Below are 13,143 nucleotides of genomic sequence, written 5' to 3' on the forward strand. Positions count from 1 at the left end.
TTTTTTGTTTGTAAACGACATATTTACCTAAATAATTATGGGAATATTCTCATTTTTAATAATTTTGTTATAATAGAAGAGAATACATATATTAAGGGGGAAAAAGATTGAAAAAAGTCATTTTATTTTTATTATTGTTGAGTATGCTCGCTTTGGCTGCCTGTGGAAGCCAGTCAACATCCGGATCCGAAGGCGGAAGCAAAAACGAAAAACTGGTGGTGGGGACAGATGCAGCTTATGCACCGTTTGAGTATTTGAAAGACGGGAAAATCGTCGGGTTTGACGCAGACTTGCTTAAAGCCGTCATGAAAGAAGCAAAGCTGAAATACGAATTGAAAAATACAGGCTGGGAGCCATTGTTTGCTTCTCTCAAGAGTGAACAGGTACAGGCTGGCATCTCCGCCATCACAATCAATGACAAACGAAAACAAACCTATGATTTCTCCTCTCCATATTTTGAATCCATCAACAAAATCCTGGTCAAAGAAGGTTCCCCCATTAAGGGCGTGGATGACCTGAAAGGAAAGAAAGTCAGTGTTCAAAACGGAACGACCGGACAGGACGCGCTTGAAAAGAAATTCGGCAAGGGCGACGCCAATGTGAAAAAATATGAAACCAACGTATTGGCTATCCAGGCCCTGTTGAACGGAGAAGTGGATGCTGTGGTGGCAGACAACACCGTGGTAGATGAATACGCCAAAAATAATCCGGACAAAAAACTGACAGTGGTGGATGACAAAACCAACTTTGAGTCTGAATACTATGGCATTGCTTTCCCGAAAGGAAGCGAGAATAAGAAAAAAATCGATAAAGCATTAAAAACGGTCATTGATAATGGAACCTACTCCAAGGTCTATAAAAAATGGTTTAAAGTAGAACCGAACCTGGATGCATTGAAAAAATAAACCTGACACAATGACCGGAGGCACAGATGGATTTTAAATTTGATCTGATTGAAAAATACATGCCTTTGTTTCTGAAAGGCACATTGATTACCATAGAAATTTCGGCAGCGAGCATCGTGATTGGAACCATTATGGGGCTATTGATCGCTCTTGGAAAAATGTCTTCCAACGCCTTTCTCCGCCAGCCATTTATCTGGTACATTAATTTTTTCCGGGGAACTCCTCTGCTTGTACAAATATTGCTTATTCACTTTGCGGTTATGCCGTTGTTTATGAAGCCCCCGGTTGCTCTTATTTCTGCGATTACCGCTCTTTCCCTTAATGCAGCCGCCTATATTGCAGAAATTTTCAGGGCGGGGATTCAATCGATTGATAAAGGACAGACAGAAGCGGCTCGTTCTTTGGGTATGACCCACCGGCAGACGATGAGACATATTATCATACCCCAGGCGTCCAAACGCATGATTCCTCCGCTTGGCAATGAATTCATTGTTCTGATTAAGGATTCGTCCCTTGCGGCGATCATTGCAACAGAAGAGCTGATGTATTGGGGAAGAGCGATGATGGGGGAATACTACCGTCCATGGGAGCCTTTCTTAACGGTTGCCTTTATTTATTTAATCCTTACGTTGACGCTGACCCATTTGTTGAACTTTATTGAACGGAAATTTGCTATTGACTAAAAAAACAGCAGGGAACCCTGCTGTTTTTTAATATTCTTTGAAAAGGGTTCATTTTTCACGACGTTGTCCCATATAGTGTATTATCGAGTGTTTAGGGGAGGGACAGGGTTGGCAGAACTTATTTTTGCAGATCAAAAAACGTGTTACCAATTACAAAAGGAACTGCAGCAGATGGCGAAATCACTTAACATTCAACCTTCCTTTGTAGAATGCAGAAACCACTCCTTGGTGCTGGACACAACATATGATTTGGAAAGCGCCGCAGATGTCATGGCCGCATATACCCGAAAAAAAGTGGAGGAATCCCGTATCCTTTTTTTTATCGAGCATTTTTTTTATTTTACCGACGCTCAGGAGCAGCGGGAAATTGCAGCAATCGTTAAAGAGTTTATTGAACAGGAGCGGGAAGATGTGCCGGCGGTCAGGGAGCTGGACACCTGTGATTACCATATGAGGGATGCCTGGAGAAAAATTCTGTCAGAGAAAGAGCTGTCGTTCACGTTCGAGTCTTTTTTGCAATTCCGGCTAAAGGATTACTTCGAATTGCTCCAGGTGTATGTGGAATGTGCGATCGATGAATACAAGCTGGAGCTGGATTATCAGGCATTTGTTGAGCAGCTGCGAAAATGTGCGGCGAGTCAGCCGTATCTTACGGATGAGATTCATGTCGCTTATGACGGTGAATTCAAGCTGTATGACAATCATTACCGGCTGTACAGCAAAAAAATGCTGGAGCTTATGCATGAAAGAGCCCTTGTTCTGACACAGGAATTAGACCTGGATCAAGAAGTTCTGGGACCGAGTATCGGTCTTGCTCCGGAAATCCTTCATTTGTATCTGGAAGATGAAAATCATGGCATGGTACATACCTTGCAGAATATTTTCCAGGAACGATTGATTAAAAAACCGCTTCATGCCTTTTATGGCAGGATCAACCGACAAAGTTAGCTCTTGATTTTGAGGAGCTGCTTGCCTATAATGGAGGTATCAATTGGATACCAAAATGAGTAAAGATAAGGACATGTGATATTTTTTACGGTTTATAGAGAGGAATGCCCAGGCTGAAAGCATTCCAACACGGAAAAATGTTGTACCCCCTTTGAACTTCAGCGGTGAAAAACAGGAGTAGTCGCTGACGGCCCAAAGCCGTTAAATCTTGACCGAGTGCCGCCGCATATTTTGCCGCGGAACAAGGGTGGAACCACGAGTACAACACTCGTCCCTTTTTGTGGACGGGTGTTTTTTGTATTTTAATTAATCATTAGCGTGCATACTGTATTGTAAAAAAAGGAGAGATTAACCATGGCAGACATTAAACTGACATTTCCAGATGGTTCTGTTCGTGAGTATCCGAAAGGAACTACTTCCGAGCAAGTGGCTGATTCCATCAGTTCAAGCCTGAAGAAAAAATCAGTAGCAGGAAAAGTCAACGGAGTAATATATGATTTTACCCGTCCGATTGAACAAGATGCATCGATTGAAATCGTTCCCCAGGATTCCCCTGAGGGACTTGAAATGACCAGGCACAGCACGGCCCACCTAATGGCTCAGGCGATCAAACGGCTGTACAAAGACGTGAGACTCGGCATTGGTCCCGTGATCGAAAATGGATTTTATTATGACATCGATATGCCGGAAGCTTTAACTCCGGAAGACCTTCAGAAAATTGAGAAAGAAATGAAAAAGATTGTCAGCGAAAACCTACCGATCGTCCGTAAGGAAGTCAGCAGGGAAGAAGCCTTGGCCATCTATGAAAAGTTGGATGATCACCTGAAGCTGGAGCTGATCCGTGATCTTCCGGAAGATGCAGTCATTACCATTTATGAACAGGGTGAATTCTTTGATCTTTGCCGCGGACCGCATGTGCCGTCCACAGGAAAAATCAAGGCGTTCAAGCTGATGAGCATTTCAGGTGCCTACTGGCGTGGAGACAGCAACAATCAAATGCTGCAGCGTATCTATGGCGCAGCCTTTTTAACTCAAAAAGAGCTCGATCAGCACCTGGTTTATCTTCAGGAAGCAAAAGAGCGTGATCACCGTAAGCTTGGGAAAGAGCTGGATCTCTTTACGATTTCTCAAAAAATCGGACAAGGTCTTCCAGTATGGCTGCCTAAGGGAGCAACCATTCGCCGCATCATTGAGCGCTATATCGTGGATACTGAAGTTAAGCTTGGTTATGACCATGTGTACACTCCTCACCTTGGAAGCGTAGAGCTTTATAAAACTTCCGGCCACTGGGATCATTATCAGGAAGATATGTATCCTGCGATTGAAATGGATAACGAACAGCTCGTGCTTCGTCCGATGAACTGCCCGCACCATATGATGGTGTTTAAGAACAGCATGCACAGCTACCGCGATCTGCCAATTCGTATCGCAGAACTCGGAACCATGCACCGCCATGAAATGTCCGGAGCACTGGCTGGCCTTCAGCGTGTCCGTTCCATGACACTGAATGATGCTCATATCTTTGCCCGCCCGGACCAATTGAAGGATGAGTTCATCCGTGTGGTAAAACTTATTCAGCGAGTATACAAGGATTTTGGCATTACGGATTACAAGTTCCGTCTGTCCTACCGCGATCCTGAAGACAAAGAGAAATATGTGGACAATGACGAGATGTGGGAAAAAGCTCAGGCGCTTCTCAAAGAAACAATGGAAGACATGAATCTTGATTATGTTGAAGCGGAAGGCGAAGCGGCGTTCTATGGCCCGAAACTCGATGTACAGGTGAAAACAGCGCTTGGAAAAGATGAAACGCTGTCCACTGTACAGCTTGATTTCCATTTGCCTGAGCGTTTTGACCTCACGTATAAAGGTCGTGACGGTAAGGATCACCGCCCAGTCGTTATTCACCGCGGTGTCGTTTCCACGATGGAACGTTTTGTTGCCTTCTTGATTGAAGAATACAAGGGAGCATTCCCTGTATGGCTGGCTCCGGTACAGGTTCAAATTATTCCGGTTTCTTCTGTACACGAAGAATATGCGAAAAAGGTGAGCGAAGAGCTGCTTGAAGAAGGTATCCGTGTGGAAGTGGACAACCGTGATGAGAAACTCGGCTACAAGATCCGTGAAGCTCAAATGCAGAAAATCCCGTACATGCTCGTACTCGGTGATCAGGAGATTTCCGACCAGACCGTGAACGTGCGTAAATACGGAGAGCAAAAGTCCGAAACCGTAGCTTTTGAAACATTCAAAGAAAGCATCCTTCAACAAGTAAACAAAAGAGGTTAACAAAAAAGAACTGCGAAGTGATTCGCAGTTCTTTTTTGTCCTTCTAAATTTACTGGCGTGAGGAATTTTTTAAGTGCCTCATTGATTAGTTGATCGAAGTGCAAGGTGGCGAGACTCCAGCGGGATAAGCGGGACAGATGAGACCAAGGAGGCGCTCGCGCCGTTACCGCAGGAGCTTGCGACGAGAAAGTAGGCGTTTACGCCGGTAAGGCTCAGCGCCCACCCGCGGAAAGCGAGTCACCTGTAACGAAGATCAACCCCCTCGATGGCTGTGCAGCTTTTTAAAAAGATACTCCTTGCCAAACTCTCCGATATGCTGTAAAATAATTTTTGTTGTTAAAAACAAGATCGTCAGTTGACAAGTGGTGCTTGTCAATGGTATATTAACTTAGGTAATTAAATAGTTGAGTTTCGAAACAAAGCAGAAGCACCCGCTTCTCACCTGTTCAACGCAAATGCAGTTGGCTGGTCAACCGAACTTTCAGAGATGATTGAGGTAGTGTGGGTGCAGTATGCGCCGACGCTTTTTTATTTGTTTACAAAACGCTGAGTGGAACTGACTCACACAAATTCTTGGAGGTGACTTACTATTAGTAAGGACATGTCTGTCAATGAGGGCATCCGTGCTCGTGAAGTAAGACTTATCGGGGCTGATGGCAGCCAGCTAGGGATTAAAACACGTCATGAAGCTCTTGATATTGCGGCAAACGCTAATCTTGATCTTGTGCTTGTTGCTCCAACTGCAAAACCGCCAGTATGCCGAATTATGGACTATGGCAAGTTTAAGTTTGAACAGCAGAAGAAAGAAAGAGAAGCCCGTAAGAATCAAAAGATTGTTACGACCAAAGAAATTCGCTTGAGCCCAACGATTGAGGAGCATGATTTTAATACGAAGCTGAAAAATGCGCGTAAGTTCCTTGAAAAAGGCGATAAAGTGAAGGCAAGCATTCGTTTCAGGGGCCGTGCGATTACGCATTCCTCTATCGGTAAAACTGTGCTTGAAAAACTTGCTAAAGAATGTGAAGACGTTGCTACGATTGAAGTCCGACCTAAAATGGAAGGCCGAAGCATGTTCCTCATTTTAGCACCAACAACCGAAAAATAATTACTTACCAGGGAGGAATCCAATCATGCCTAAAATGAAAACACATAGAGGTGCTGCAAAGCGCTTCAGAAAGACTGGAACAGGTAAACTTAAGCGTGGACGCGCGTACACAAGCCACTTATTCGCTAACAAATCTACAAAAGCGAAACGTAAACTTCGTAAAGCGAAGATTGTTACAAGCGGAGACTACAAACGTATCCGTACACTATTGACTTACAAAAAAAAATAATAACTGATCGTATATATCTAGGAGGGTTTTAAAATGCCAAGAGTAAAAGGTGGCTATGTGTCACGTCGTCGTCGTAAAAAAGTATTAAAATTAGCTAAAGGTTATTTCGGATCCAAACATAAGTTATTTAAAGTTGCTCAACAGCAAGTTTTCAAATCTCTTATGTATGCATACCGCGACCGCCGTCAAAAGAAACGTGATTTCCGTAAACTTTGGATCACTCGTATCAACGCGGCAGCTCGTACAAACGGTCTTTCTTACAGCCGTTTAATGCACGGTCTTAAAGTTGCAGGCATCGATATCAACCGTAAAATGCTTGCAGAAATCGCAGTTACAGACGAAAAAGCATTCGCTGAACTTGCTTCTAAAGCAAAAGACAGCCTAAACGCATAAGTTAAGCACCCAAAAGCCATTTTCTAAACCTAGAAAATGGCTTTTGCTGTAACAGAAAGGATTTATTCCATGATTTATATTTACTTGATAGTGGTCAATGTGCTCGCTTTCTGGCTGATGCATCATGATAAAGAAGCGGCAAAAGCGAGAAAGTGGCGCACTCCTGAAAAGCGCCTGTGGCTGTTTGCCATCATCGGTGGAGCGGCGGGCATCTGGGCAGGCATGATTCAGTTTCGCCATAAAACAAAACACACGAGCTTCCAGATCGGTGTCCCTCTGCTCGTGCTGGTTGACGTATTTATTGTGGCAAAATATTTGATCGGATGAGAGCGCTACTCCTGCTGGAGGTAGCGCTTGTCTTTTAAGAACAATCTCCAGAACACATAAAAGCCAGGTGTGAGGATGGCAAGTCCGACAGCATACATAATCATAAGAGAGTAGAAGGTTTCCTTAGCTGTAAAGGCATCATAAATCGTAAGTCCGGGATAGACAATATAGGGCAGGTGTGCCATTCCATAACCATAGCTTGCAAAACCATACTGTGCAACTATGGCCAGAAGTGCAAGCCTCGGCTTTCCGGCGGTATCCATTTCGCTGTTTTTCAACCACAAGCAACCGTAGCCAACAAGAAAGGCAAGGAAAGACAAAATAAACCACATACGCTGGTCGTACAAATTGTCAATCAGCCAGTTGGCTTCCGGCTGTAGGACCATTAATGTAACCATGGCGGCAATAAGCGTCAACGGTCCAAGCAGCAGTGCATTTCCTCTGTAGAGCCTGTACGCTCCTTCCTGCTTGGATACTTTGGAATAGTCAGCAAGGAAAAGAGAGGAGAGAAACAATTCAGAGGTTAACCCGAATAAAATATACATATAGAGGGATGGACTGGTAAACAGCTTCCCGATCAGGAGAACATCTCTGCCGTTAAATCCCGAAATATATCCACCCTGGCTGACGGGGAGAACTGTAATCAGCAGTGCGGGGATTAAGACACCGCAGATTCCTGATATAAAGAACATGGTTTTTCGATAGCCTTGCACCGAATAGGAGAACACCATGAATGCACTGCGGATCGCCAGCAAAAACAAGATCAGCGAGACGGGAATAAGAAGCACGGTTCCCAGCGTAAATGCTCCTTTTGGAAAAAAGCCGACAAAGGCCACGACCAGCAAAACGAGAAACACATTTGTAATTTCCCATGTAGGAGAAAGAAACCGGTTGGCAATTTTCCCCGCGGATGTCCGGTGCTCATGATAAACCATGGCCCAAAAACCTGATCCAAAATCGATGGACCCGAAGATGCTGTAGATGAATATAAAGGTCCATAATACGAGGATGGCAATGACTTCTTCGTTCATAGTGATCCCTCTTTCTTCGGTTAATAGCCGGAGTATTTTTCAAATTCCTTGGAAACAGGATTCCGTTTGAAATAACTTGTAAGAATCAGTATGGTCAGTACGCCAAGCATCACATAAAGGCCAATGAACAATAAAAAAAGCGGGGCCAGGTTCTGGGATTGAGTGGCAGCTTCAGCGGTCGTCTGAACTCTGTAGATGGTCCAAGGCTGCCTGCCGCTGCAGCTGAAGATCCATCCAAATTCAATACCGAGCATGGACAGCGGACCTGAAAAAATTAAAAGAAACAAAAGCCATCTTGGATAGGGCCTCTTCTTTCTTTTGCCGTAATACCACCAGAAAAATAAAGCAACAGCAGCCAATCCAAGCAACAGAAAACCAATTCCCACCATGACATTGAACAGGGTATGTACATAAAATGGCGGCCAGGTTTCCCGTGGAAATTCATATAGCCCTTTTACCTTCGTATCAAATTTTCCCGCTGCCAGCCAGCTCAGCATCCAGGGGATTTCGATTCCATATTTGACTTCCTCTGTTTTTGGATCTGTAAATCCGCCGATCGCAAGAGGGGCATACCGCTGGGTTTCAAATAGTCCTTCTGCCGCAGCCAGTTTTTCGGGTGAGTGCTCGTGTAAAATTTGCGCGGAGTGATGCCCGGAGAAGCTGGAAACCAGTGAAAACACCAATCCCACAATCATCGCCAGTAAAAAGCCTTTTTTATGGTACACGGATTCATTTTTTGATAGCTTTCCTCTCAAGAGCTTATAGGCCCCGACCGATGCGACGGCAAATGCGCCTGTCATATAGGCTGTCACCGATACGTGAAAGGCAGAAGAAATGAAGCTGGGATTAAAGAATGCATCCCAGGGATTCACATCAAAAATGGTCCCGTCCTTTGCGATTTTGAATCCATCGGGTGTATTCATCCAAGTGTTGACCGCCGTGATTAAAATAGCTGAAGCTACGGCACCAAACGCAACGAGAATGACAGAAATGATGCGAAAGAACTTGGGCAAGCGGTCCGCTGCATAAACGTAAATCGACATGAACAGTGCTTCAATAAAAAAGGCAAACAGTTCGATCTGAAAGGGAAGGGAGATCACCTTTCCCACAATTTCCATGAAACCGGGCCACAGTAAGGACAACTGGACGCCTACGATGGTTCCGGATGGAATGGCAACACCAAGCAATACAGCGAAAGCCTTTGTCCAGCGTTTGGCCATAATGGCATAATCATTGTCGTTTTTTACTTGGTGAAGAATTTCAGCGATGACAATCATCAAGGGAATTCCCACTCCGAGCGTTGCAAATATAATATGAAAGGCCAGGGAGGTTCCAAAGAAAGCCCGGGCAAGTACAACCGTATCCATTTTTCATCCACTCCTCATTCATTGGCGCATTGTTAAAGAAATCCAACTTTTCTATTGTTAACCTGTCATAAACCAAATCGAAATATTCATGGTCTCTGAAATTGCGAAGAATAACAGCTCGTCTTATGTCATATGATGGCGATAAGGAGGGTTGGATCATGCAGCATGAGCTTACAGAGATTCTGGATATCCTGAAGTTTGCCGGTATTTTTGCTCCGCTCTTTTTTATTCTTCTTCATCTGATGAGACAATTTCTTTTTCTTCCCGTTGGTTTGATCTGTATGGCAGGAGGTGTTCTGTTTGGTTCCGTGTACGGAACACTGTATTCGATCATTGGCATTACCTTGTCCAGTGTGCTGTTTTATGGCCTTCTGAAAAAAATGCCGAATACGCTGAATCGATTCCTGAAGATCAAGCGCAAAGTTGTGGGGAAACGCATGCCGTTTTCGATTGGACAGATCGCCATTTTGAAACTCGTGCCTTTCATTCACTTTCAACTGCTGTCTCTGTTGATTCTGGAAATAACAAAGAGCTTTAAAGAGTATACAAAAGCGAGTGCGGTGTCCAATGTTCCTCTGGCTTTTATGTATTCCACCTTTGGGCATTACATTTTTAAAATTTCTGTTGTATGGGGCATGGGAATTGCCGCTGTCATGCTCGTTTTATTCCATCTTCTCCGAAAAAAAGAATGGGTCATAAAATGGGAAGAGTTTTTCGAAAAAGAAAAATCAAATGCCAAAAGCGCATAATGGATAGGCTTGGGTCCCGGTAGCATGGCTGCCGGGTATTTTGCTTCCTTGTGATTTGGCAGGAACGATTGCTATAATGGGTCGATAGGAGGGGATCAAGTGAGTTTTAAAGAACTATTTGAAATGCAGGAAACACTGAATGCGCGAATTGTGGACGAGCATCAGTTACATAATGAGGATCTTTATGAAAAACGGCTGCTGGCTCTGCTTGTTGAACTGGGGGAGCTGGCAAACGAAACGCGTTGTTTTAAGTACTGGAGCTTAAAGCCTCCTTCCTCCTTTGAAGTAATTCTCGAGGAGTATGTTGACGGGCTTCATTTTCTTCTTTCTGTCGGCCTTGATCTTGGCATAAAGGATATGGATGATGCTGAATCCCTACAAAGGGATAATCTCACCGATCAGTTTTTGTCACTCTATCAACACATTGGAGAGCTTCAGAAGAAAAAAGATATCTCGTTGTTCCGGTCGCTTTTTTCCGAATTCGTCGGGCTGGGAGATCTGCTTGGTTTTTCGGAAGAAACGGTTATTGAAGGATACAAGGATAAAAACCAAATTAACCATCAACGGCAGGATGAAGGCTATTAAAAACAACATCCCGGGAGATTTCCCGGGATGTTGTTTATTTTAAGCCGCTTGATAGCGTGGACAGCAATTCTTCTTTTTTCTGGTGGTCTGATTCTTTCCAGATGACCTCGAATAATACGCCAAGCCCTGGCAGCATTTTTTCCTCACCGCTCTGGATGGCATCCACAATCGTGCTTTCGAGCTGGTCTTTATTGTTGCCGGAAACATTTGCAAGAACTGCCTTACGGATATCGATATCCATATTTATCACCTCAGGATCAATTTAGTTCATTTAAGTTTTTGCTATTTCCTAGTTTTTATTAAGAGCTCATGGATTATGTATCATTTTGAAGATATAATAAAAAAAGTTGAACGTGATAAAGGATGGTTGAGGAATGAAACGGATTGAATCCGAACAAAATGCATCGGTTAAACAATGGAAAAAGCTCTATACGAAAAAGGAGCGGGACAAATCGGGCCAATTTATCATAGACGGCCCTCATTTGATTGAAGAAGCACTTCGTCATCATGTTCCCATTGCCCATTTGATTGTGGAAGAATCGTATATCCTTCCCGAAAGTTGGGATGTATCTGCTCTGGACCCATGGGTGGTGCCGAAGAAAATCATGAAAATGCTAAGTGACACCGAGCATCCCCAAGGGGTGTTGGCGGTTTGCCGGATGAATGAACAGCCTCTAAAAGCGAGACCAGATGGGAAGTATCTTTTGATTGACGGAGTACAGGACCCGGGCAACCTTGGAACTATCATCAGGACTGCAGACGCACAGGGTATAGATGGTGTTATTCTGGGAGAAGGCACCGTTGATGTATATAACAGCAAAGTGCTCCGGTCCACTCAAGGGTCACTGTTTCATGTGCCGGTGGTAAAAGGAAGTCTGGACGAATGGATCGCGGATTGCAAAACGGCAGGTGTTCCAGTGTTTGTGTCTGCACTGAAAGGGGCAAAACCGCTTCAGGAGGTACAGTCATCCGGATCGTTCGCTCTTGTGGTCGGGAACGAAGGCAGCGGTGTCCGTCTTGAAAGCATAGAGGGGGCAGACGAATTGGTGTACATCCCCATGTTTGGGAATGCTGAATCGTTAAACGTGGCTGTGGCCGCAGGAATCATGCTGTATGAACTCATGAGAAACCGGCAATAATTGAATGGAAAACGTAATTTCAATTGCACAGCCCTCAATGTTCCACTATAATAAGAAGACAACTGCATGAACCAAATGCAATGATGGAGAGTAGTACATAAAAGCTCGCCGGTAAAGGGAGGAAGCATCTTGACTGAAAGTGTTTCTACGGTTGAATTTATCGAATTCGCTCCTGAGCAGTCGCCTGAACGAATTGTCAGTAGGGTGAACCGGATCCAGTCCGTTATGGAAATGAAGTGAACAAGAACAAGAGGCGCTTTGCCTTTTTCTCTTGATTAATTTGGGTGGTACCGCGAATCCTCGTCCCTTTTCGGACGGGGTTTTTTTATTTTCAAAAGGAGGCCGAAAAAATGCAGGACCGATTACAAGCACTAAAAGAAGAAGCACTGCTGAAAATTCAGCAGGCAAGTGATTTAAAAGCATTGCAGGATATTAAAGTATCCTATTTGGGTAAGAAGGGCCCGATTACTGAAGTATTGAAAGGAATGGGCAAGCTTTCACCCGAAGAGCGCCCGGTCGTAGGGGCTTATGCCAACGAGGTCCGAGACGCCATCACATCTGCGCTGGAATTAAAAATCAGCGAACTGGAACAAGCGGTAATTGAAGAAAAGCTGAAAAAAGAATCCATTGATGTCACGCTTCCGGGACGCCCGGTCCGAAAAGGAAACGCTCATCCGTTAACTGCAGTTATTGAAGAAATTGAAGACCTTTTCTTAACGATGGGCTTTACTGTGGCTGAAGGACCCGAGGTGGAAACGGATTATTATAATTTCGAAGCGTTAAACCTTCCGAAAGACCATCCGGCACGCGACATGCAGGACTCATTCTTTATCACGGAGGACATTCTGCTTCGAACTCAAACCTCACCGGTTCAGGCGAGAACAATGGAAAAGCATCACGGCAGAGGCCCGGTTAAGATCATATCGCCCGGTAAAGTGTACCGCAGGGACGATGATGATGCGACACACTCCCATCAGTTCATGCAGATCGAGGGTCTGGTTGTTGATGAAAATGTCCGCTTGAGTGACTTGAAGGGCGTCTTGGAGACCTTCGCGAAAAAAATGTTCGGAGAAGAACGCAAAATCCGTTTACGTCCAAGTTTCTTCCCGTTTACAGAACCGTCTGTGGAAATGGACATCTCCTGTTTTAAATGCGGAGGAAAAGGCTGCTCCATCTGTAAGCATACAGGCTGGATTGAAATTCTTGGAGCAGGCATGGTTCATCCGAACGTACTTGAAATGGCAGGCTTTGATTCGAAAAAATATACTGGATTTGCATTCGGCATGGGTCCTGAGCGTATTGCCATGCTGAAATATGGGATTGATGATATCCGTCATTTTTACACAAATGATCTTCGTTTCTTAAAACAATTTAAAAAGGCATAAGGAGGGGAATG

The 13,143-nt window shown here is 44.3% G+C and carries 15 protein-coding genes and 3 other annotated features; of the genes, 12 read left to right on the plus strand and 3 right to left on the minus strand.

Annotation, left to right across the window (positions count from 1 at the left end; all coding sequences use genetic code 11):
- Window positions 1-143 precede the first annotated feature (143 nt).
- The 8 genes from DMO16_RS00110 (at window position 144) to DMO16_RS00145 (ending at window position 6,876) form a co-directional block, all read left to right on the plus strand.
- A complete protein-coding gene (locus DMO16_RS00110) occupies window positions 144-905 on the plus strand; it encodes a basic amino acid ABC transporter substrate-binding protein (protein ID WP_061973031.1) in 762 nt (253 codons plus the stop codon).
- Between the two features lie 26 nt (window positions 906-931).
- A complete protein-coding gene (locus DMO16_RS00115; protein ID WP_061972533.1) occupies window positions 932-1,588 on the plus strand; it encodes an amino acid ABC transporter permease in 657 nt (218 codons plus the stop codon).
- Window positions 1,589-1,696: 108 nt separating this feature from the next.
- Window positions 1,697-2,536: a sporulation protein YtxC gene (gene ytxC, locus DMO16_RS00120; RefSeq protein ID WP_061972534.1), complete on the plus strand. Its 840-nt coding sequence runs from the start codon at window positions 1,697-1,699 to the stop codon at window positions 2,534-2,536.
- A gap of 53 nt (window positions 2,537-2,589) precedes the next feature.
- Window positions 2,590-2,815 (plus strand) — a binding site (T-box leader).
- A 75-nt stretch (window positions 2,816-2,890) separates the two neighbouring features.
- Window positions 2,891-4,822, plus strand: a complete 1,932-nt coding sequence (gene thrS / locus DMO16_RS00125; RefSeq protein WP_129474657.1) for a threonine--tRNA ligase — start codon at window positions 2,891-2,893, stop codon at window positions 4,820-4,822.
- Between the two features lie 413 nt (window positions 4,823-5,235).
- Window positions 5,236-5,358: a sequence feature (ribosomal protein L20 leader region), on the plus strand.
- Between the two features lie 65 nt (window positions 5,359-5,423).
- On the plus strand, window positions 5,424-5,927 hold the full coding sequence (gene infC / locus DMO16_RS00130) for a translation initiation factor IF-3 (protein WP_061972536.1): 504 nt from the start codon (window positions 5,424-5,426) through the stop codon (window positions 5,925-5,927).
- 25 nt (window positions 5,928-5,952) lie between these two features.
- Window positions 5,953-6,156 carry a 50S ribosomal protein L35 gene (rpmI, locus tag DMO16_RS00135; RefSeq protein ID WP_061972537.1) on the plus strand — a complete coding sequence of 68 codons (204 nt, stop codon included), beginning with the start codon at window positions 5,953-5,955 and terminating at the stop codon, window positions 6,154-6,156.
- 33 nt (window positions 6,157-6,189) lie between these two features.
- Window positions 6,190-6,549 carry a 50S ribosomal protein L20 gene (gene rplT / locus DMO16_RS00140; protein WP_061972538.1) on the plus strand — a complete coding sequence of 120 codons (360 nt, stop codon included), beginning with the start codon at window positions 6,190-6,192 and terminating at the stop codon, window positions 6,547-6,549.
- 36 nt (window positions 6,550-6,585) lie between these two features.
- On the plus strand, window positions 6,586-6,876 hold the full coding sequence (locus DMO16_RS00145) for a DUF1294 domain-containing protein (protein WP_241840397.1): 291 nt from the start codon (window positions 6,586-6,588) through the stop codon (window positions 6,874-6,876).
- A gap of 5 nt (window positions 6,877-6,881) precedes the next feature.
- Here the strand turns inward: DMO16_RS00145 and DMO16_RS00150 are convergent, their stop codons facing one another.
- Both DMO16_RS00150 and DMO16_RS00155 read right to left on the minus strand, forming a co-directional pair.
- Complete coding sequence (locus DMO16_RS00150; RefSeq protein ID WP_061972540.1) at window positions 6,882-7,907, minus strand: cytochrome d ubiquinol oxidase subunit II; 1,026 nt, start codon at window positions 7,905-7,907, stop codon at window positions 6,882-6,884.
- 20 nt (window positions 7,908-7,927) lie between these two features.
- Entirely contained in the window at window positions 7,928-9,274 is a 1,347-nt protein-coding gene (locus DMO16_RS00155) for a cytochrome ubiquinol oxidase subunit I (RefSeq protein ID WP_129474661.1), read from the minus strand.
- Between the two features lie 158 nt (window positions 9,275-9,432).
- On the opposite strand from DMO16_RS00155, the gene DMO16_RS00160 reads away from it, so the two are divergent.
- Both DMO16_RS00160 and DMO16_RS00165 read left to right on the plus strand, forming a co-directional pair.
- A complete protein-coding gene (locus DMO16_RS00160; protein ID WP_061972542.1) occupies window positions 9,433-10,023 on the plus strand; it encodes a TVP38/TMEM64 family protein in 591 nt (196 codons plus the stop codon).
- A 99-nt stretch (window positions 10,024-10,122) separates the two neighbouring features.
- The gene (locus tag DMO16_RS00165; protein ID WP_061972543.1) at window positions 10,123-10,608 is read left to right on the plus strand and encodes a dUTP diphosphatase; all 486 of its coding nucleotides are present in this window, start codon (window positions 10,123-10,125) and stop codon (window positions 10,606-10,608) included.
- Between the two features lie 34 nt (window positions 10,609-10,642).
- On the opposite strand, the gene sspI is transcribed toward DMO16_RS00165, so the two are convergent.
- Entirely contained in the window at window positions 10,643-10,849 is a 207-nt protein-coding gene (gene sspI, locus DMO16_RS00170; protein ID WP_061972544.1) for a small acid-soluble spore protein SspI, read from the minus strand.
- 133 nt (window positions 10,850-10,982) lie between these two features.
- On the opposite strand from sspI, the gene DMO16_RS00175 reads away from it, so the two are divergent.
- Both DMO16_RS00175 and pheS read left to right on the plus strand, forming a co-directional pair.
- The gene (locus DMO16_RS00175) at window positions 10,983-11,747 is read left to right on the plus strand and encodes a TrmH family RNA methyltransferase (protein ID WP_129474663.1); all 765 of its coding nucleotides are present in this window, start codon (window positions 10,983-10,985) and stop codon (window positions 11,745-11,747) included.
- A gap of 71 nt (window positions 11,748-11,818) precedes the next feature.
- Window positions 11,819-12,058 (plus strand) — a binding site (T-box leader).
- Between the two features lie 39 nt (window positions 12,059-12,097).
- Window positions 12,098-13,132, plus strand: coding sequence for a phenylalanine--tRNA ligase subunit alpha (gene pheS / locus DMO16_RS00180; protein WP_061972546.1), 1,035 nt, complete (start codon window positions 12,098-12,100; stop codon window positions 13,130-13,132).
- Window positions 13,133-13,143 lie beyond the last annotated feature (11 nt).

The sequence above is a fragment of the Fictibacillus sp. S7 genome, from assembly GCF_004127935.1.
GTDB lineage: Bacteria > Bacillota > Bacilli > Bacillales > Fictibacillaceae > Fictibacillus_C > Fictibacillus_C enclensis.